Source organism: Sporolactobacillus sp. BBK16-2 (assembly GCF_059878335.1).
The window spans coordinates 2,593,540-2,614,638 of sequence record NZ_CM187611.1 but is presented as its reverse complement, the minus strand read 5'-3'; the positions used below and the strand labels follow the sequence as shown (position 1 = coordinate 2,614,638).

The 21,099-nt window shown below is 42.1% G+C and carries 11 protein-coding genes, 13 tRNA genes and 1 pseudogene; 20 read left to right on the top strand and 5 right to left on the bottom strand.

Annotated features, from left to right (window positions below; all coding sequences use genetic code 11):
* Positions 1–110: 110 nt before the first annotated feature.
* On the bottom strand, positions 111–1,469 hold the full coding sequence (locus AC6F33_RS12935) for an IS4 family transposase (RefSeq protein ID WP_255749780.1): 1,359 nt from the start codon (positions 1,467–1,469) through the stop codon (positions 111–113).
* A 153-nt stretch (positions 1,470–1,622) separates the two neighbouring features.
* Here AC6F33_RS12935 and AC6F33_RS12930 point away from each other — a divergent pair.
* From AC6F33_RS12930 to AC6F33_RS12850, 17 genes and pseudogenes are all read left to right on the top strand, one after another.
* Positions 1,623–1,745: pseudogene (locus tag AC6F33_RS12930) on the top strand (PhzF family phenazine biosynthesis protein); the annotation flags it as partial.
* Between the two features lie 325 nt (positions 1,746–2,070).
* On the top strand, positions 2,071–5,166 hold the full coding sequence (locus tag AC6F33_RS12925; RefSeq protein WP_500777219.1) for an EAL domain-containing protein: 3,096 nt from the start codon (positions 2,071–2,073) through the stop codon (positions 5,164–5,166).
* A 261-nt stretch (positions 5,167–5,427) separates the two neighbouring features.
* Positions 5,428–5,499, top strand: a tRNA-Glu gene (locus AC6F33_RS12920).
* A 74-nt stretch (positions 5,500–5,573) separates the two neighbouring features.
* Positions 5,574–5,649 (top strand) — tRNA-Val (locus AC6F33_RS12915).
* 6 nt (positions 5,650–5,655) lie between these two features.
* Positions 5,656–5,729: transfer RNA gene (locus tag AC6F33_RS12910), tRNA-Met, on the top strand.
* Positions 5,730–5,733: 4 nt separating this feature from the next.
* A tRNA-Asp gene (locus AC6F33_RS12905) sits at positions 5,734–5,809 on the top strand.
* 66 nt (positions 5,810–5,875) lie between these two features.
* Positions 5,876–5,951, top strand: a tRNA-Phe gene (locus AC6F33_RS12900).
* 9 nt (positions 5,952–5,960) lie between these two features.
* Positions 5,961–6,036 (top strand) — tRNA-Thr (locus AC6F33_RS12895).
* Positions 6,037–6,092: 56 nt separating this feature from the next.
* Positions 6,093–6,174 (top strand) — tRNA-Tyr (locus tag AC6F33_RS12890).
* A gap of 12 nt (positions 6,175–6,186) precedes the next feature.
* A tRNA-Trp gene (locus tag AC6F33_RS12885) sits at positions 6,187–6,257 on the top strand.
* Between the two features lie 15 nt (positions 6,258–6,272).
* Positions 6,273–6,348, top strand: a tRNA-His gene (locus AC6F33_RS12880).
* Between the two features lie 7 nt (positions 6,349–6,355).
* Positions 6,356–6,427: transfer RNA gene (locus AC6F33_RS12875), tRNA-Gln, on the top strand.
* A gap of 6 nt (positions 6,428–6,433) precedes the next feature.
* Positions 6,434–6,508, top strand: a tRNA-Gly gene (locus AC6F33_RS12870).
* A gap of 7 nt (positions 6,509–6,515) precedes the next feature.
* Positions 6,516–6,589 (top strand) — tRNA-Cys (locus AC6F33_RS12865).
* Positions 6,590–6,620: 31 nt separating this feature from the next.
* Positions 6,621–6,702, top strand: a tRNA-Leu gene (locus AC6F33_RS12860).
* A gap of 363 nt (positions 6,703–7,065) precedes the next feature.
* Positions 7,066–8,097, top strand: coding sequence for an acyltransferase family protein (locus AC6F33_RS12855; protein WP_480948557.1), 1,032 nt, complete (start codon positions 7,066–7,068; stop codon positions 8,095–8,097).
* Between the two features lie 298 nt (positions 8,098–8,395).
* On the top strand, positions 8,396–11,605 hold the full coding sequence (locus AC6F33_RS12850; RefSeq protein WP_255749189.1) for a DEAD/DEAH box helicase: 3,210 nt from the start codon (positions 8,396–8,398) through the stop codon (positions 11,603–11,605).
* A gap of 444 nt (positions 11,606–12,049) precedes the next feature.
* On the opposite strand, the gene AC6F33_RS12845 is transcribed toward AC6F33_RS12850, so the two are convergent.
* The gene (locus AC6F33_RS12845) at positions 12,050–13,426 is read right to left on the bottom strand and encodes an FAD-dependent oxidoreductase (protein WP_500777218.1); all 1,377 of its coding nucleotides are present in this window, start codon (positions 13,424–13,426) and stop codon (positions 12,050–12,052) included.
* 719 nt (positions 13,427–14,145) lie between these two features.
* Positions 14,146–15,048: a TIGR01777 family oxidoreductase gene (locus tag AC6F33_RS12840; protein WP_500777217.1), complete on the bottom strand. Its 903-nt coding sequence runs from the start codon at positions 15,046–15,048 to the stop codon at positions 14,146–14,148.
* Positions 15,049–15,618: 570 nt separating this feature from the next.
* Here AC6F33_RS12840 and AC6F33_RS12835 point away from each other — a divergent pair.
* Entirely contained in the window at positions 15,619–17,862 is a 2,244-nt protein-coding gene (locus AC6F33_RS12835) for a glycoside hydrolase family 15 protein (RefSeq protein ID WP_500777216.1), read from the top strand.
* 204 nt (positions 17,863–18,066) lie between these two features.
* Here the strand turns inward: AC6F33_RS12835 and AC6F33_RS12830 are convergent, their stop codons facing one another.
* Together AC6F33_RS12830 and AC6F33_RS12825 are read right to left on the bottom strand one after the other, a co-directional pair.
* Entirely contained in the window at positions 18,067–18,342 is a 276-nt protein-coding gene (locus AC6F33_RS12830; RefSeq protein ID WP_480952934.1) for a hypothetical protein, read from the bottom strand.
* A gap of 664 nt (positions 18,343–19,006) precedes the next feature.
* Positions 19,007–19,933, bottom strand: a complete 927-nt coding sequence (locus tag AC6F33_RS12825) for a DUF5655 domain-containing protein (protein ID WP_480948550.1) — start codon at positions 19,931–19,933, stop codon at positions 19,007–19,009.
* A 147-nt stretch (positions 19,934–20,080) separates the two neighbouring features.
* Here AC6F33_RS12825 and AC6F33_RS12820 point away from each other — a divergent pair, with 147 nt between their 5' ends.
* Positions 20,081–20,491, top strand: a complete 411-nt coding sequence (locus AC6F33_RS12820; protein ID WP_480948549.1) for a YkvA family protein — start codon at positions 20,081–20,083, stop codon at positions 20,489–20,491.
* Positions 20,492–20,657: 166 nt separating this feature from the next.
* Positions 20,658–20,735, top strand: coding sequence for a putative holin-like toxin (locus tag AC6F33_RS12815; protein WP_480948786.1), 78 nt, complete (start codon positions 20,658–20,660; stop codon positions 20,733–20,735).
* Positions 20,736–21,099: the final 364 nt, after the last annotated feature.

Here is a 21,099-nt window from a genome sequence, read left to right as displayed (position 1 = left end):
CATAAATGGTTACATCTGCTTTTGTGTTTTTTTTATATTAACTAAAACTTGAAAGTTAAAAAAGCGCACCCATCCCTTGCCTGCTCTATGATTACTATGAATAATTTAGGTCAGGCCGCCGCTTTTGTCAGCTGTTTCTGGTAGCTGGTAGGTAGCTTCTCTAGAAAATTTTCGATGATGTGATGGACTGCTTGCTCAGAAAGAACATACTCGTCTTTGAAAACTTCTTGAAATAAGTCGATCAACTGCTGAAGCGTTTCGACGAAGGTCACATCCGAAAGCTCATCGACCATCAAATAAAACAACTCACCCAAAGTGCGATCGTCCACCTGTTCACGGTGCTGAACCGCAAGAAGGGAATAACTGATAGCGACCAGGGCGGTGTGCGCAAAAATCCCGTCATAAGACAAACCCTGGTATTTAGCGAGTCGAAGATAGTGCTTGCACATCTTGAAGTACACTTCAATGGACCAGCGTTTTCCATAAAGCTGGATGATTTCATCTTCAGAAAGTTGGATATCGGTTGACGCTAAGACCAGATACTCTTTGCGTTTACGACGGTTGCGGACGTATACGAGTTTCAGGGGTAAGACCTCTCCCTCAACAACCGCTTCTACAACGGTAGAAAGTAGGTAGCGTGAGCGTCCACGACGTTTTTTCTGAGCGTTGAAGATCGCTTTCACGTCCATCATTTGACCATTGAACCGGTAATAAACCTTTTTCGACCGTTTCACCATAGCGACGGTATGAAGGCCAAGTTGACGCAGCTGCTGAAACATTTTAGGACTAGAGAACCAAGAATCAAACAAAACATAGGATGCTCGGACGCCATGCCTCAGGGCAGAAGAAAGCAGTTCTCGAACCACATCAGGCGCTTTACGCTGGGCCTGAAGCTTCCGCTTTCCAGAATGGGTGCGAGCATCAGCTTTTGTACCGCATACCTGATTCTGACCCGAAAGCAAGGAAAAGGTGACCGGCAAAAAAGTGTTGCCGTCACTCCAGCCTAGTTGAAGAAACCGAAAGCCGCGCACATGCCGATGGTTGGCGTGGTCGAATTGAAACGCCGCCAGCTCCACGCGTTTCGCATGGGCGCGTTCATACATGGAATCATCCACAATGAACACAGGCTTCCGTGCCGAATCCGTCAAGGGTTTAATGAACTGAATGATCCGGCAACAGAGCAGAATCAGAAACTTTTGCCAGTTAATCTTGCCGTTGTTGAGCAGGTTGCGAAAGGTCTTATCCGAGAAGTTCAGCTGATTTTGATGCTTCAAATAATCGCGATACGCTGACTTGTTTGAAAAGACCGTGCTAATGAGATAACAGAACAGTACCCGGAAGGGGACCCCCTTTGCCTTTGTGGCGTTTGAGGCTCTCGCAAGTTGACTCAAACGAAATCGTGTAAAAAATTCCTGGACTGAAGAAGAAATTCCAAGAGATGGATGGTCATTTCGTGATATACTTTTCATGGCATGAACACTCCTCGGTTAATTGGGATTCGACACTTCAATTATACCGAGTTATCGGTGTTCTTGCTTTTATTTTTGTGCTAATCCTTTACAGGATAAGCTGTGAAGCCCATTTTTGATGTTTCAAGTTTTAGTATATTAATTTTATTATATAAGGAGTTAAACAATTCTGAGACAGCTTTTATGATGCCATCTGATGATCCAGATGATTATGATGTTCACTTGCGCTTTTTCACACCAACAAGCGAAGTTCCGATTTGCGGCCATGCTACAATAGATGACGATAAAAATCAACATGCGAAAAAGTAGTTGACAATACATAGATCTGTTCAATCTGTGTATGGTTTTCTTTTTTACGGTTTTTATGCTTTTTAGTGAATATAGGTTCACCAATTGGCTATTTGTACCGATACTAATGGCATAGACTATTTGTCCTTAATGCAGTATTATGTAGACCAAGTTCATAATAAACTTAAGGTAGAGCGAAAAAGAATAGTTGACGCGTGATTTTTAGTGAAATGAATAATTAAAATAATGACGCCCGGTTGACTTGAATACATACGAATGTAATGTTTTGGTGACTGTGAAAGAAGGTTAGTAAATGGAAACGTCAAATCTGCATTTTTTCTCACTCTTATTTATGATTGTTTGCATAATCAGTGTGCTATTAGGTACTTATGTGATTTTGAAAAATGCGAAGGATCAATTAAATCGTATTTTCTTTACTGTTTGTATGTGTTTGTGCATCTGGTCATTTGGATTTTCAATTTCTGTGATTGCACCGAGCAGTACAATCTGTTTGTTTTGGAGAAGATTTTCAGCCATTGGCTGGGGCACTTTTTACGGAGCGCTTTTGCACTTTTGTTTTATATTGACAGGAAATCAACGGATTCTTAAAAAAGTGTGGATGTATCCGGCACTTTATCTGCCTGCTGCGCTTACGGTTTATGTATTTGGTCTTTCGGCCCCCATGGCCGCTGCGCAGTATCAATTTATTAAGCGTGACGGTCTATGGGTGAATCTCGCAGTAAACAATGGCTGGGACTTTTTTTTCTATAGCTATTTCACGGTATTTTTAGTAGCGGGTCTATTGATGCTTTGGAACTGGAGAAAACATGCAACAACAAAAGATGAACAGCATCAGGCAAAGGTTATTTTTGGGGGATATGTTGTCGTTAGTATATTGGGCACATTTACCGACTTGATCAATAATTCATTTGACTTTCTGCCTGTGCCACAAATGGCGCCAATCCTCTTCATGCTCTTCATTGCGTCCATCTGTTACTGTATCAGGAAATACAGATTGATGAGTAATCCAACCATAGATGAAGCAGAAATGATTCTTAATGAAGAAAATCGCACAAAAATGTATGATCTGTCGTCGATGGTTCTTGTACTGTGCGGAATCGTCTATTTTGTCTGTCAATTTTTACTTTCAAAAAATGAAAGCTTTGTCTCGAGTTTTGAAACAGGATTGTTACTTATTGGATTAGGTGTTTCCCTATTCATTTGTAATCGACGACATACGAATCGAAGTGATATGGAAGCAATTTACACCATTATCGCTTCTTTAATTATACCCATATTCATCATAAAATTAGCAGGAAACACGAGTTCTGTAATCTTTGCAATCCCATTTGTAACAATTATTGGCTCATTGGTGTTCAATCAGCGAATGATGCTTACAGCAATATCCTTATCTTCTTTTCTCACGCAGATCTATGTGTGGATTTCAGCCCAAAGTTTGCATCTTACGTTGAGAAGTGATGTCTATATAAGCAGACTTACAATCTTAGCCGCGGGCGTTATCTTTGCCTTTTATGTGAATCGAATTTATATTCTCAGATTGAAGCAGAATTCGGAGCAGATGCGTGTGCAAAAATTCGCATCAAAGATCTCAGCAAACTTTGTGACGGTAAGTCGTCTTAATGTCGAAGAAAAGATGGATAATATCCTTAAAGCGATCGGAGAATTCTTTGATATTGATCATGTCTCGCTCAACCTAAGTGTAGCAGAATATAATTTTATGGATCCGGAAAACAGCTCTTTTTGGAATAAGAAAAATCCAAATCAGATTGTTCATGGTTTCGCGACCTATTCACAAGAATGGGTAAAACAATTTGGTGAAAACAGCATCATCCACATTTCGGATCGTGAAAAGCTGCCTCGCGAGGCTGAGGTTATTCGGCAAGAACTTGAAAAGAAAGGAATTCAATCCGTACTGTCTGTTCCCATTACCGTTCATAACGTTGCGATTGGACATTTAAAGCTGGAATCGACAAAAACATCGAACGATTGGAACATTAACTGGATGAGTCTGCTCGAAATTGTAGCAAACATTTTTGCGGATGCGCTGGTCAAAGTAACTGCAGAGAAAAGGATTCATTTTATGGCCTATTTTGATGAACTCACAGGTCTTCCTAACCGCTTGTTATTTGGCGAGCGTGTAAAACGAGCAATGAGCCATGCAGAATCAACGGGCAACAAGATTGCGATCGTTTTCTTAGATCTAGATTCATTTAAAGATGTGAATGACACACTAGGACATGAAGCCGGAGATCTGCTGATTAAGAAGGTAACCGGCCAATTATCGCATTGCATCAGCCCGGCGGATACCGTTTCGCGATTTGGCGGTGATGAATTTCTGATCATGCTTAATCACATTTCAGAACCTGAAGAGGCAATCCGCACTATTGATAAAATCATGAAATTGTTTCACACATCATTCATGCTTCGTGAACAAGAAGTATTTGTTACAGCCAGTGCAGGTGTTGCTCTATATCCCGATGATGGAGATGATACCGAAACATTGGTTAAAAGCGCTGATACGGCTATGTATGAGGCGAAGAGCAAGGGGAAGAACCAATATGCTCTATGTACCAAAGAGATGAAAGACAGGCTGCAGATGAGGCTGAGATTAATGAGCAGTCTCTTTCATGCACTCCCAAGAAATGAATTGAGCATTGTCTATCAGCCTCAGGTTTGTCTAAAAACGGAACAGGTCGTTGGTGTTGAGGCACTGCTCAGATGGAAACATACGGAACTCGGGAACATATCGCCTGGTGTCTTCATCGAGCTGGCGGAACAGACCGGTTTAATTAACCCAATAGGCGAGTGGGTATTAAAATCGGCGTGCACTCAGCTGAAAAAATGGCTTGATAAAGGTATACCCGCTGTTCGTGTCGCTGTCAATTTATCAGTTGTTCAGCTTCGCAACCCGCTGCTTGTCAACCAGGTAAAAAAAGTACTTGATGAGACAGGCATTGATCCTGAGCTTCTTGAACTTGAAATAACTGAAAGTGCAACAACAAAGGATTTCGAGTACATCGTGCGTGTGCTTAACGATTTAAAAGCACTTGGCGTGTCACTGTCAATTGACGATTTTGGAACAAAGTACTCCTCATTAGGACGTTTAAAAAAATTGCCTGTTGATCGTCTGAAGATGGATATGCAATTTATTCAAGATATTGGTTATAGTGCCAAGGGAACCGGCATTACCAAAGCAATTATCAATTTAGCGAAGTACTTAGACCTTCAGTTGATTGCTGAAGGTGTTGAAAACCAAGTTCAACTTGAGTTTCTAAGAACATGGAGCTGCGATTTAGTTCAGGGCTATTATTATTATCGTCCGTTATCTTCCAGTGACCTTGAGAAGGTTATGCACAGTGATTCCCATTCAGGCAACAAACTGCTTTGAGAGTACTGAGAGGGGCGTAGAAGGGCATCCATTGTGGGTGGGCTCTTTTTATGCAGCAGCATGATGAGATAATCAAGAGAGGGGCAGCAGTGCAGCATGATAAAAATGTGCTGCCTATTTGTTGTTGTATTAATTGGCATATATCGGTTATACTGGAATAGTTGATTTTTAAAAATTAATTATAAAAACACTTGCAATTTGGTATGAATGATGGTAACATTTTAAAAGTCGGCGGCAAGATGTTACGACAATTGCTTTTCTGGCCCGTTCGTCAAGTGGTTAAGACACCACCCTTTCACGGTGGGTTCATGGGTTCGAATCCCGTACGGGTCATTGTTTTACTTGATTTTTTATGAGCCATGTATTAGAATGTAATGGTGTTTTTAATGGCTTGTTCAAAATTATATGGAGGATTAGCTCAGCTGGGAGAGCGTCTGCCTTACAAGCAGAGGGTCATAGGTTCGAGCCCTATATCCTCCACCATATCATCGCGGGGTGGAGCAGTCTGGTAGCTCGTCGGGCTCATAACCCGAAGGTCGTAGGTTCAAATCCTGCCCCCGCAATTGTGGATCCGTGGTGTAGGGGTTAACATGCCTGCCTGTCACGCAGGAGATCGGCGGTTCAAATCCGCTCGGATCCGCCATTTTATTTTGTTTTTTACAACATAGGCTGTTCATTTAATATTATCAGCATTTGTTTTTTACATAATGGCTCGGTAGCTCAGTCGGTAGAGCAGAGGACTGAAAATCCTCGTGTCGGTGGTTCGATTCCGCCTCGAGCCACCATTTGTTCGTGCCGATCTAGCTCAATTGGTAGAGCAACTGACTTGTAATCAGTAGGTTGGGGGTTCAAGTCCTCTGATCGGCACCATTATATTTTAAACAATAGATGCCAATATCTATTCCTTATATTTTATTTTTTACTATGGAGGGATAGCGAAGAGGCTAAACGCGACGGACTGTAAATCCGTTCCCTACGGGTTCGAAGGTTCGAATCCTTCTCCCTCCATTTACATATTATAGGGGTATAGTTTAAAGGTAGAACAGAGGTCTCCAAAACCTCCAGTGTGGGTTCAATTCCTACTACCCCTGTTTTTAATCATTATGGCGGTTATGGTGAAGTGGTTAACACACCGGATTGTGGTTCCGGCACGCGTGGGTTCGATCCCCACTAATCGCCCCATAAATTTTGGCCCATGGCCAAGCGGTAAGGCAACGGCTTTTGGTGCCGTGATGCGCTGGTTCGAATCCAGCTGGGCCAATTTAATGCGGAAGTAGTTCAGTGATAGAACATCACCTTGCCATGGTGGGGGTCGCGGGTTTGAATCCCGTCTTCCGCTCCATTATTATGGCGGCATAGCCAAGCGGTAAGGCACGGGTCTGCAAAACCCTTATCCCCGGTTCGATTCCGGGTGTCGCCTCCATTAATTACTTACTGCCATTATTTTTTATTGTGCCGGTGTGGCGGAATTGGCAGACGCGCATGACTCAAAATCATGTTCCTTCGGGAGTGTCGGTTCGACCCCGACCACCGGTATCAGTGTTTTCAACGAAAAAGACTTCTCAGGAACTTCTGAGAGGCCTTTTTGTTTTATTGGAAAACTAATTAAATTCCTCGTAAAAAGATTTCCAACTGCTCATTCCTTTTACCCCTGCTTGACCCTTAATTTTCGAACTTCAAGCCTCCATAAAATTCACGAAATTTCAGTTTAATTATGCGCTATATTGGGGCAGAAAACTCAATTTTTACATTTAGATTAAACTTGTGAATAGACCTTTCAAAATAAATGAATCGTGCTAAACTAAGCATTTGTGAGGCCATTTTAAAGGAAAATATTCCAGTATGGGTTGATCTCAAGTACAGATAGAAATGCTTAAGGGATGAAAGGTGATTGTTGATATGGTGTCAACTACTAAGCGGCGGATTACATGGGTAGATATAGCAAAGGCGCTGGGAATCATAGCGGTTGTATTCGGGCACGCCATTGATTCTGAGCGCGATATACGTTCTTTTGATCTCGTTTATGATGCCATTTATTGGTGGCATATGCCGCTCTTTTTTATTATCGGAGGATTCTTTTTAAAACCGCTTTCTCATAATTGGGAAGCGGTTCGTCACTTTTGGTCACGTCGCTGCAAACCATTAGTTGTTTCCTACTTCCTAATGGGAAGCATTTTAATTATGCTTAGCCATTTTGTCCGTAATCAGGACTGGTCGTACACCGCTTTCTATTTTGTCCGCCTGGTTTACGGTGGAAGGACGCTTAATAATTATTTAAGCATTTTTTGGTTCATTAATGTCTATATTCTCACACTGATCGTGGTTATCGTTTTGATCACTTGGGTGCGTCCTGTGGTCTTACAATGGATCATCAGTCTGACTCTGTTTGCCATTGGAACAGTTCATCAGCAACCAGAGTTCCTAGGACACCCTTATTTCCCATGGGATGTCCAAGTCGTATTAATTACCACCACATATATGCTGGCCGGCTATTACGGGTTCAAATTGCTTCAGACTATGTCTCATAAATATATAACCCTTTTGGCCATTGGTATCTTTTATTTATTTCTTATTCACGATCAATTCACCAAGAAAATCAATTTCACATTATATCTGAAATCGGATAATCTAAATCATACGGGGCTGGCGTTGATTACACCGCTCATTTTATGCTTAGGGATTATACTCATCTCGCAAATACTGAGTGAACTTAAATATTTTCATTGGCTTGTTCTCTGGGGGCGTCATACGGTGCTGATTATGTTTTGGCATCGAGCACTGTTTGACTTGCCGGAAATCATGGGGCTCCCTGACCACTGGCTGTTAAAATGTCTGATGGGCTTATTAATCCCTATTATAGTCATGCTGGTATGGAAACAATTTACGAACTTTCTGATGCACCATCGCCCAAGACAGTATGCGAGCAGCTGATCCGGATCGAGTGAAAACATATCAACTACTGTAAAAAGTCAGTGCTTTGCATCAGTCAAAGCGCTGACTTTTTTGCTGCAACGAGTTCCGAAGTATCTCTAGTTTACGGGTTCTTCAGTATCGACTTTTTTGTATGATCAACACCTAGCAAATGCCATATTTTAAGAAAGTGTCCTTCTATTGCTGCGCCTTCAATCTGTGTTATAGTTGCGGTAATTAGTCCTTTTTTTAATTTGATTCAGTCGAAATGACGAAAACGTCGCACGATAAATGAAGCGAACAGGTGTGTAGTGTAATCATGATTCAACTAACAGAAAAAATAATTAAAGACTATTTTTCCCCGACCATCTATCAACGCGGCTATAACTATTACCTTGAAGGACGTGTGGAAAGCCTCTATTATGACTCGAACACCGATTCTTGGGAAGCGGAAATTGAAGGGACAGAGCAATATGTGGTCGATGTGTGCTTTGAAGGGCGATCGCTTATCTATGACTGCGACTGTCCGGCCGCTGAGCAATTTTCAACCCCTTGTAAGCATGTGGCGGCTGTTCTTCTGGAAATAAAAGAAGAGCAAGAAGAGGGGATGCGCGTATCGGGATATCATATGATCGCTCGTCTCAACAAGGATTTAACGGGCCAATTAATCGATACGTTTTCGCGCGTTCAACAGAAAGAATATGATCGGCAGCATGCTGATCGGAAACAGGTGATGCAAACTGAATGGACGATTGGCCTTCATTCATCATGGATCACCTTGCAGATGAAGACCGGCACCAAAAGACTGTATGTTGTCAAGAATATCAGGGACTTTATCACTGCCGTACTTAACCAAGATTCGTATACATTTACGAAAAAGTTTTCATATAGTCCCTCGGAGCATGGGTACACGCCTGAAGATCAGGCGGTTATTGATATGCTTGGTCAGCAGATGAGCTATAGAAATTACAGGATGATGCAGAACGCGTATACCGGAAGTTACTCGGGTGCCGATGACCGTCAATTCATTATTCCTCCAATGCTGTTTCCGAAGCTCCTGGACAAACTCCAATCCTGCTCCATTAATTTTGATAATGGCTTGTTAGGCGGGAATCAGATCACTGTACATGAAAATGAACGTCCATTTGAACTTCGTTTGGATGAGCGTTCGCAAGGCGATTATGAGGTGGACCTGTCCGATCTGGACGATGCTGAGTATCTCGATCAATATGGTTATCTTTTAAAAAATGGAGAATTATATCATCTTTCTTCCGATCAACAAGGGTTGGTTGGCGAACTCTTCTCGATTGTCAGCCGCTCCGGAATCACTACGCTGCCGATTAGAAAAGATCAGATTGAATCGTTTCTTTCTCACGCGGCACCCGGTTTGAAGAAAATCAGCGAACTGAAGATTGCGGATACGGTTTCAGAGCGCATCGCATGGCATCCGCTGCATGCGAAACTGCTGGTTGATCGTGAAGATGACCAATTGACTGTTCAGCTTGAATACCATTATGGACATGCGGTCGTGAAGCCCTTCGAACAAGATGAAGGCGCCGGGGCGGATGATCAGATCTTTATTCGCGATGCGGAAAAAGAACAAGTGATTATGGATATTATTGACTCCTCTTCGCTAAAAATCAGCGGGAATCAGCTGTATGCCGAGGGAGAGGAAGCCATCTACGATTTTCTATACGAGGACCTCCCGCAACTGGAAAATGTTGCGGAAATTCTTCTGACCAGTTCAGTCAGAACGCTTTTGATGCCAGACCAAAAGACCCCGTTTGCGAAAATTGATATGGATGACAGCGAAAATTGGCTCGATGTCCACTTCCAGCTTGATGGGATTGAAGAAGATGAGATTCAGAACATCCTTCAATCACTTGTTGAAAAGAAACGCTACTATCGTCTCCCGAACGGCACCTTTGTCCCATTAGAGGATGAGACGTTCGCGTCCGTCAAACAGATGCTGGACGAACTGAACATATCAAGGAAAGAGCTTCAGGATAATCAACTGAACGTGCCGATTTATCGCGGCGGGCAAATTGACTCAATCCTCGGTGACCAGCATGCATCCGTTGGCTTTGGCAAGGGATTTCGACGCTTTTTGAACCGACTGAAAAACCCGGAACTGATTGAATTTGATTTGCCCGATTCGCTCCATGCCGATCTCAGAGACTATCAATATTACGGCTATCAATGGTTGAAAACACTGGGAAATTACGGACTTGGCGGCATTTTGGCCGACGAGATGGGGCTGGGCAAGACAGTACAAAGTGTTGCGTTTCTTTTATCGGAAAAAGAAACGAAGTCCGATGTTCAACCGGTATTGATTGTTACGCCGGCATCATTGATTTACAACTGGAAAAATGAACTGACAAAATTCGCACCTGACCTAAATGCTGTCGTTGCATCAGGGACAGTGCTGGAACGGCAGGCCTTGCTTCAGCAAGAGCAGAAACCTGATATCTGGATCACTTCATACCAAACGCTGCGGCAGGACATTGACACTTATGAGAATGAAAAATTCAGTACGTTGATCCTTGACGAAGCGCAGACAATCAAAAATTTCAATACGAAGACAGCCCAAGCCGTTCGCAAAATTAAGGCAAGGAACCGCTTCGCATTGAGCGGAACACCGATTGAGAATTCGATTGATGAGCTTTGGTCGATTTTCCAGACGCTTCTACCCGGATTCTTCCCGAAGCTTTCAGAGTTTAAAAAGATGGATCAGGAAAAAATTGCACGAATGATCCGGCCATTCCTGCTTCGCCGCGTGAAGAAGGATGTTTTATCGGAGCTTCCTGACAAAATCGAAACCATTCAAAGCTCCGAACTGACAAAGGATCAGAAGGGGCTTTATCTGGCCTACCTTGAAAAAATTCAGAAGGAAACAAAGGATTCCCTTGAAAAGGAAGGATTTCAGAAGAGCCGAATCAAGATCCTTGCCGGACTCACTCGGCTGCGGCAAATTTGCTGCCATCCTGCCCTCTTTGTGGAAGACTATCATGGAGAATCCGGCAAGCTGGAGCAGCTCCTTGAAATGATCTCCGATTATCTTGAGAACGGCCGCAGAATTTTAATTTTTTCACAATTTACCAGCATGCTGGCCATTATCCGTACAGCTTTAGAGGAAAAAGGCTTGTCCTTTTTTTACCTAGACGGGCAGACCCCGGCAAAAGAACGCGTCAATATGGTGGAACAATTCAACCGAGGGGAGAACGCTGTATTCCTGCTCTCGCTCAAAGCGGGCAACACAGGACTGAATCTGACCGGCGCCGATACCGTGATTCTTTATGACTTGTGGTGGAACCCGGCGGTTGAGGATCAGGCAATCGGCAGAGCGCACCGTATCGGCCAGCGCAACGTCGTACAGGTTGTCCGTATGCTCACTCAAGGTACAATTGAAGAAAAAATACATGAACTGCAACAAAAGAAAAAGGATCTCATTGAAACGGTGGTAGAATCCGGTGATCAATCCCTGTCACGGATGTCCGAACAAGAAATTAAGGAGATTCTGAGTATCTGAGCGTGGTTCGTATGCACGGGTAAAAAAGCGGGTAGCATCCAAATTTTACTATTGAGGAAAAGAATTGTCCTTTGAATTGGGTTAAAAAGATGAAGCACTCGAAACGAGACAGTTTTTCAACAATTATTTTTAACTTTGATATTACAATTCACGATATTCCGTTGCGTGATCTAATTTTATTAGACACAGTTTGTGCGATTTAATGCAATCATTCAAAAGTATCGTTCATCGTTAGATGATAAGCAAAGCTAAAATGCCTGCACGTATTCTTTAAAAATGCTGGTGTTTAGTGGAGCAGAAAAGTCATTAACATTGAGACCTATGTATTTTTGAAGCCTTTTCCTATCAATGAAATACAAGCCACAGTATGCGAGCAGCTGATTTGAGCGTAACAAAACCCCTCAGCCTAAATTAGGTTGAGGGGTTTACTTCTAAGATAATATTTTACAATGCTACCGGTTGAATTTCCTTTGCTTGTTTGTAAGCAGCCTTTGAAAGCTCGCACAGGTAATTCCATTGTTGATCAAACTCCGGCTGGAAGAAGAAATCGGCAAAAGCCAATTGTTGTGTTGTTTGTTTCGTTGCAATCGCCAGCGAAAGCGTATTGATTGCAGCTGTAATATCATGCTTTGACATCAATTGAGCACCGACAATCCGGTTCGTGCCTACTTCATAGGTCAGTTTCATATAAATTTTCTCCGTGCCGGGAACAAAAGCCGGACGATAATAATCCTCAATGTAAACGGAGCTGGTTTCAAGGCCGCTCTTAGCTGCTGTCGCATCCTTTATTCCTGTCGTTGCAAATTTATAATCAAATAGCGAGAGCGCCGAGGTTCCTGATACCCCTTCGATTTTCACGGTTGGTTTCTCAAGGTTGAGTGCAGCAGCGACACCTTGGCGTCGAGCATTGGTTGCTAAGGCAATATTTATTTCTTTACCCGTTGGATTATATTTAATCATGCATGCATCGCCTGCAGCAAAGACATCCGGTGCGCTTGTTTTCTGGTAAGCATCGACGACTATTGTGCCGTTAGGGTTGAGGTCCAACGTTCCTTTCAGCCAATTTGTATTCGGCACAACGCCTGCTGCTTCAACAACAAGATCCGCAGGATAAGTACCTTTATCGGTAATAACCGCAGATGCCTTGCCGTCCCGGCCTTGAATTTCCTGAACAAATTCGCCTGTGCGAACAGCAATGCCGCGTTTTTTAAGATCGGCCGTCAAAATATCTGTAAATTCAGGATCCAAGTAAGTCGGCAGAATACGTTCGGTTACATCAATAACCGTCACATGCTTTCCGGCCTTTGCATAGGCTTCAACTAATTCAATACCGATATATCCACTGCCAATGACGACAACATCGGAAACTGTCGGATCTTCAATTTTTGCTTTATTTTTAAGCGCCCATTCTCTGCCACGCAGGAAATAAACATTTTCGAGATCGTTTCCTTTAAAAGGCAGCTTCCGAGGCACCGCGCCAGGCGTCAGGATTAATTTGTCATAAGTTTCATTATAGGTTTCATTGGTATCAAGATTCTTCACACGAATTGTTTTCTGATCTGGATCTAGACCAATCACTTGATGACGGGTGTAGACGTCGACACCTTGATTACTATAGCCTTCCCTTGTTGCATAGTGAATATAATTGATATCCTGAACGGCCCCCTCCAAGTACAACTGGATGCCGCATGACAGGAAGGATACCTTATCAGACTGCTCGAACAATTTGATCTTAGCATCCGGATGATTTTCCAAGACTGTTTTTACCGCTTCATAACCGCCATGAGATGTTCCGACCACAACAATATTCAAGTGATTCATCCTCCTTATGGATACGAAATGATAAGAGATTTATATGGAGCAAAATAAAGAAAGATAGATAAATAAACGTATTTAGCCACTGTACCTGAACTTTCCTATTCTGCTTTACCTAGATAATAACGAATATCTATTTATAATGAAAATAATTTGCTCACGCAACTATTCAATATTTATTTGAAAAAAGTTATTGTTAATGATAATTAATGGCTTTTATTGATAAAATAAATACGGAGTAATGAACTGAAATTGAGGTGATGATGACGGTTGAATGAGCATGGATTAATTTGGTTGGCGGAATAATTCAATCAATGGGAGAACACTTAAAAATACTCATATGTGTGAGAATAAACCTATGTTAAAAATCGGGGAGCTTTCGAATTTTTCTATACTCATAATCCGGATGATGCACCCTTGTAAAAGGGTGGTGCGACCAATGAAAGTATTTCAAGTGACAGCACTTATGATTAGTTTTAGAGTGCTTATCTTGATGCTGTTAGATAGAAAGAAATAATCTGCCTCATATGCTCTAGCCGGAGTTGAGACGAATTATTCGTTGTGGTTATGAAATTTCAGCACCGTTCCGCTCTACGCAGATATTGCTAATCCGTCAGTGCTCTCAGCACTGGCGGATTTATTTTGCCTTGAATTACTTTTATTATAAACAGCTTGCGCCATTTAATGCAATCATTCGATTGAGTGATTAAAAGGCGCATCACGCATTATTTGAGTAATAGATTTTCCAATGCTGATTTTGGGGTTGGAAAGGTAAATGTGAATCCTGCTTTGGTTAGCACTTGAGGGAGGACACACTGACCGTCAAGAATCATCGTGCTTTTTTGGCCAAGCGCGAGCTTTAGCACAACGGAAGGAACGGGAAGCCAATAAGGACGATGAGTAACGGAAGCGATCATTCGACCCAGCATATCCATCCGTATCGGTTGCGGGGCGGTCACATTGACTGCTCCGCTGATTTGATCATGATCCATGACGAATCGGATCGCGCGAGCAACATCTGTAATGTGGATCCAGGATACCCATTGCTTTCCTGAACCTAACCGTCCTCCACCGAAAAATTTGATCGGGCGTTTGATCAACGGCAACGCACCGCCTTCTTGACCGAGAACGACGCCGAATCGCAGACAAATCGTACGGATATCAAGTGCTTCCGCCTTTTTTGCAGCAAGTTCCCAGTCGGAAGTGACCTTTCCGAGAAAGTCGTCGGCACGTTCGGATGATGCTTCTGTATAGGTGGCGGTTGACGAAGGTGGATAGATGCCGATGGCACTGGCATTGATCAGTGCGGCCGGCTTCTGTGCCCATGTGCTGATCAGGCGCAGTAATTCGCGTGTGGCGTTCAGACGGCTGCTGTAAATCCGACCGCGCTGCTTTGCAGTCCAACGCCCCTTGCTTAGAGAAGTACCGGAAAGATTAATGACATAGTCTGCTGAAGTGACCATTTTTTCCGGTGCTGAGTCATTCATCATCCAACGCACATAGGTGATGTTTTGAGCGCTCGAATAGACGCCTCTGGTAAGTAGAATAATCTGATGTCCTTCTTGAAGAAGAAACTGTGTCAGCTTTTTTCCTATAAATCCGGTTCCGCCGGCAATCACGATCTTCATTCGATCTCCTCCAAGGCTCTTATCACTATAATCATATGCGGAAGGGCACTACGAGACAAGTAAACGGACCTTGAAGAGGCACAAAAAATATTGGCAGCAGGCGAACAACTGCCTCAACTCGCATCATAAGCCAAGTTTATGAACCGTTTCGCATTTTCCAGATTCTCATCTTTCGAAACCGTTATTTATAAATCACCCGTGCCCATATGTTCAATATTACTCACATCACGTGTCAAGATAAATTATTGAGATACATAGAATTAAATAACTTGGAGGGAAAGCATATCGATCATTCAGTTGTCAAAGTGTATTATATCGCCCAACTTTTTAATACACGAAGAGAAAAAACGATGCACAAAATACATGATACACATCTAAGTGTGTCATGTGTTTTTTTTATTAGTGGAAAAATCCTGTTCTTTCAGCTCTTTTATACGATACACAAAAATTGGCATGTAATTTGCTTGTCTTGTAATGTGGCATAGGTATTCTCTGAGGAGTTTCAGTCTTTCGGGGACTGAAACACATTCTACTTCTTTTAACTATTCGATGGGAAATGGGGGAATTCGATTGCAGTCTAAAAAGCGATCGGTACAACGTATCTTTGTTATTCTAATGACGGTGATTCTTTCGATGTCTCTTTGGGCTTTTCAAGTACCAATAGCTCATGCAAGTGGTGTGAAGAGTGATTCTAATTATAAAGGGCATAATTCTTGGAACCAGCTGACAACCTCCAACGGTTTGGCAGCTGCTATTTATTCGGTTGGTCAGGGGAAAATGACTCGTTATCAGCGGCATATTTACAGCCATGTCGATGAAAACAGTACGACACCGAATTTCATGTGGGATTCTTATTTCGGTTATGGGGTGAACGGAGGCAAAGCCACTTGGTTGAACAGTGTACCTGTTGATTCGGCTGAATATGTAAACGGTACCAATATTGTTAAATCGACGCAACATAATGACGGCCTGAAATTTGACAGTTATTACTACACTCCTTTTTCCGGAAAAAATCAATATCAGTCTTCTCTATTAGTGATGTTGGTGCGCGTGACCAATAATTCGAACACGGATAAAAATGTTTCTGTCTTCTCTAACCAAAATATGCATCTCGGGACAGACTATGGAACGGCAAACGAACAAACCACATACAATCAAAAAGGCAAGTACATTAAAGAATTTAACAGCAAGAATGGTAGTCTTGCGATCTATAAAAACCTGAATCTGGCGGGGGAACATTGCGAAACCGGTTTAAGCGGATCGGAGAGCAATCCCTGGGCTGATGCCACAACTAACGGCAAACTGAATGATCAGATTGTCAGCCAGGGAAACGATATCACCACAGGATTTGAGAACCGGACGAATCAGCTGAGCGTCGGAAAGTCGAAATGGTACGGTGTGATTATCGGATTGAATGAAGATGGTAATGAAAGTCACTTAAGCAGTGATGTTCTTGCCAATGCACAGAATGCTTTAAGCAGTACTCCTGAGGCTTTGCTGAAGCAGGAAGAAGACTGGTGGACCAAGTGGCACAGAACCGAGAAAATGCCCGCGGGTCTTTCAGCACAGGAACAACAGGTATACCGGCAGTCTACGGCAGTTTTGAAGATGTCTCAGAGTCGCGAGACAGGAGCATCTTATGGCCAGGTTTTAGCCAGCTTGATACCAGGGGAATGGAGTATTGCCTGGGCCCGCGACGGAAATTACTCGATACAGGCACTAATCGCGTCCGGACATTATCAGGAGGCCCGTGCAGCACTTCAGTTCTTCTTTGATGCGCAGATGAAGAAGACGGAGGATGCTTCGGGAGAGAATTATTATCAAAAAAATTTCATAGAAAGTACAGATAAGAGCGCCCCAACTTATGGACTTGGTGTCAAACTAAGTAATAATTATCTGATTTCTGTATGTCGCTATTTTGGTAACGGCACGGAAGAATCAGACTGGAACAATAACGGGCCGAATATTGAATTTGACGGCTGGGGTTTGTTCTTATGGAGTGTTGATCAATATGTCCGGGCAACGGGTGATACACAATTCCTGAAAAGCAATCATCTCTCGAACTGGAACAAACTGACGAAGCAGGACGCAGACTTGCTGATTGAATTAATTAAGCCGGAAAATGGTCTGATTCAGCCGGACTCCTCAATCTGGGAGGAACACTGGACCCCGTTCAACGTCTTAAAAACAGCACCATCGCGTCAACAATTCGCCTATACGAATATTACAGCATACCAAGGCTTGAAGTCAGCAGCCAACCTGGCAAAATTAATGGGCAAGGATCAGCTTGAAAAGAAATACAGTAAAGCGGCTTCTTCGATTAAAGATGCTGTCAAGAAACAGCTTGTTGTCCGTGAGAACGGGTACCATACAATCGCTTCATCACTTGAGAGAAAAGGCGATCCGGCATATCAAAATGATGCGTCAACGGTTGAAGCGATCAACTTTGACATGGTCAACCCAAAATCAAGTCTGGCATCAGGCATGATCAAAGCGTACAACCAGAACCTGCGTATTCTAACGGGGGGCACTCCTGGGTATAAGCGGGACCAAGATGGCGACCTTTATGATTCCAGAGAATGGGGATTCATTGATTTAAGAATTGCAGGTGCCTTATCGAAAATGGGCAGAAAGAGTGAGGCAAAGACACTCCTTAACTGGATGACGAGCCAAGCAACAAACAATTATAATCTGATTCCGGAATTGCTAGACTACAACACGCAGGATTATGCCGGATCCGTTCCAATGGGCGGATTCGGATCAGGTTCCTATATCCTGGGAATCAATGATTATTACCATCAACAGAAGAAGTAGGTACTAGCGTTGATGGCGTTTGCGCCCAACTTATTAAGAATGTGAAAGACAAGGCGACATCTGTAACTCCGGGACCTTGGGCAACAAATGAAAAGATCGATGAATGGCTTTCATGGTTATCCAGTAGTGTAGACAGCAACAAAATGTTATCAAAAAATCTTGAATGTAGTCCACATCTTTCACCAGGTGTGGACTATTTGTCGCTTACATGTTATAAACACATAGATTAATCCCAATTTTTACTCTGCGAAAGATGAGTAATAATAGAAGCTCTGCACGTAGAGTAAGATCTTCCTGTTTCGCTTCTGCCCTCTGCCATATCCCTGCCAAATTCTGAACCATACTCTGGTTGACACGGGCTAACTCCAATTCATGATGACTGATTTCCCGGTCAAAAAATTGACCATGCTCAAGATTATTTCGCAACCAAAAGGCGACGATCCCGTAGGCATCCCTTTCGTAATTATCCATGTATCCCATACACACACCTCTTTTCATTATCTCACCGGATACGATTATATTCTGAGAAAATTTGAATATGCGAAGATGAAATGAGTATTTTACAATTAAATAAAAAAGAGGCTGTCCCACGAGATGCTGGTTGAAGCGGCAGTGAGCAGAATCAAACGGATACAGCCCTAAAAAAGTTGACATAATAGCTGACCACTTGAAGGCCCGAACATACATACTCTGTTATAATTACAGACAGGCAATAGATGATGCATATGAGCGGATGCGGTGACACCCTCAGAAAGGGGACACCCTCAGAAAGGGGGTGACGCCAATGACAGTATTTGAAGCGATAATACTTATGATTAGTTTCGGAGTGCTTATCTTGATGCTGTCAGACAACAAAATAATCCGCCTCATATGCTACTCACGATAGCTTGATGGACGGATCATTTGTTAAAATGTGAAGTTAATTCATTGCATCGCTCCGCTCAACGCGGATATTGCCATGCCGTCAGTGTTCGCAGCACTGGCGGATTTATTTTGCCTTATTCTAATTTTATTATACACAGTTCGTGCGATTTAATGCAATCATTCGGTTGTTTGGAGAGTGATTAATCAAAGCGCATTATTTCATTATTTGAGCTCTTAACTAAATGAGCCATCATAAAGTATATCAGCGATCTTATTCCCCTTAACTCGCATCGTAAGCCATATTTATGAAACGTTTTGCTTTTTCCAAATCCTCATCGTTCGAAACAGTTACTTCTAAGTCACCTGTGCCGAAATGTCCAATGTTGCTCACATCACGTGTAAAGCCTACTTCTAACGTTATTTCTTTAGGATTAACTTTTAAATACACTAATAGTTTTGCGGTTTGCGGATGTATTTCAACGCATGCAAAATTTTTGATACGCTTAAAAGCAATGTAATGCTTTAATATCTTCATTTGTACGTCATCACCATGCGCCATTAAATAAGCTTTCAATGCTTCAAATCGATCGGTTAATTCTGTGTTCGCTTGTTCTAGGTAGTCAGATACAGTTTTCACCCGTTGATTATGGTTTGTAGTAGGCGAAGGAGGGGTGGCCTCTTCACTAATATGTACCGTTTGTGAAGTCGCAGCATTAACCAGATCAAGCAAAACAAAGCCATCGTTATAATGCTTATATTGATAAAGTTCAATGTTCCTATTGATTTGTTGCACGGCATGCTCATCGTACTTAGTAAAACCGCCTGCAATGCACAACAAACGTGGGCTGCTCCAATCAATCGATTCAGCAACTTGTTCACCGTATTTATGTAAAGTCATGAGTTCGAATTCAGCTTTATGGTCAAGTAACCAGTCTAAGTAAAAGAGCCCTTGATTTATTACGTTTTCATTGACGGATCGCTTATATTCAATAATTACTGGTGAATGGTTTTCATCGATGCCTAAAGTATCAATACGCCCCGCATGACGCTTTCCTGTAATGTATTCCGAAGCTAAAAAACGAACACCTAAAAAAGTTTCCAAATGGAGCTCAAATAGGTTTTGTAATGATTTTTCAATGGCAACGGATTGCCCTTCTAATTCATTTACGGTATCACCGTTTAGACTAAATAGTTTAATATCCCCCACAATACAACCCTCCCAAGTAAACAAATTATATCATGATGAATGAATGTTTTTTTTGTAATTATTGAAGGGAAATCACCATTTATTGTCGAATGTTGATCATATAATCCGATAAGATATATAGAATTTAATAACTTGGAGGGAAAGCCTGTGGATGATAACGGTGCAAGAAACTATTTAGAGATTATTGATGAAAAAAAAGCAAATAAGATTTATTCAAAGGAAAAATTTTGGCAAAAACTAGGCAGACAAGCTAAAAAAGCAGGAATTAATGTTGTATACCTGGCACTTGTCTTATTTTTCATGGCAAAAAGCCCAAATTTTCCTACTAAAGACAAGGCAATGATTATTGCCGGTTTAGCCTACTTTATACTACCGATTGACGTAGTTCCTGATTTTATCCCGGTTGCAGGATATTCGGATGATTTGGCTGTTTTGATTTTCATCATTGGTAAAGTTGCTTATTCAGTAGATGATTACTCAAAAAACAAAGCAAAAGAAGCGCTGAAAAAATGGTTTGGCGAGGATGTTGATGTCTCAAAATTAGATGCGCTATTATAATCATTTCTTTGAATTTGACAGATCTATTTGCAGAGATATTTACTTGGAGATAAGCATATAGAAAATAGCCATCTATTATAGTAGATGAACTGACCCCCAAAGGTCGAATTTTGTCGTCCAACTCTAGGGGTCAGTTCACGTCCGCTGAAATGAGCGGGGCGCGATAATGACATTCTTTCAAGCATTGACACTAATGATTAGTTTTGGAATGCTTATCTTGATGCTGTCAGACAGAAAAAAATAATCCGCCTCATATGCTACTCGCAATAGCTTGATGGACGGATCATTTGTTAAAATGTGAAGTTAATTCATTGCATCGCTCCGCTCTACGCGAATATTGCCATGCCGTCAGTGTTCATAGCACTGGCGGATTTATTTTGCCTTGATTTAATATTATTATACACAGTTTGTGCGATTTAATGTAAGTATTTAAATCGTTATGCAGATTTACTATAAAGTGATTACCGAGAATCAGGGAGCAGTTGCTTAACTCAGTGTCCACTATGTACTGATTATCGTTTTTATGATTGCTCAATCAAGTTTCTATACCACATCATTAGTGGCCGTGCTATGCTAAATCAAGATAGTTAATTCGCTACTTCCCCACG

Excerpts from the sequence above, each read along its gene's own strand:
- AC6F33_RS12935 (WP_255749780.1), bottom strand. The coding sequence starts at position 1,469 with ATGAAAAGTATATCACGAAATGACCATCCATCTCTTGGAATTTCTTCT.
- AC6F33_RS12925 (WP_500777219.1), top strand. The coding sequence starts at position 2,071 with ATGGAAACGTCAAATCTGCATTTTTTCTCACTCTTATTTATGATTGTT.
- AC6F33_RS12855 (WP_480948557.1), top strand. The coding sequence starts at position 7,066 with ATGGTGTCAACTACTAAGCGGCGGATTACATGGGTAGATATAGCAAAG.
- AC6F33_RS12850 (WP_255749189.1), top strand. The coding sequence starts at position 8,396 with ATGATTCAACTAACAGAAAAAATAATTAAAGACTATTTTTCCCCGACC.
- AC6F33_RS12845 (WP_500777218.1), bottom strand. The coding sequence starts at position 13,426 with ATGAATCACTTGAATATTGTTGTGGTCGGAACATCTCATGGCGGTTAT.
- AC6F33_RS12840 (WP_500777217.1), bottom strand. The coding sequence starts at position 15,048 with ATGAAGATCGTGATTGCCGGCGGAACCGGATTTATAGGAAAAAAGCTG.
- AC6F33_RS12830 (WP_480952934.1), bottom strand. The coding sequence starts at position 18,342 with ATGGGATACATGGATAATTACGAAAGGGATGCCTACGGGATCGTCGCC.
- AC6F33_RS12815 (WP_480948786.1), top strand. The coding sequence starts at position 20,658 with ATGACATTCTTTCAAGCATTGACACTAATGATTAGTTTTGGAATGCTT.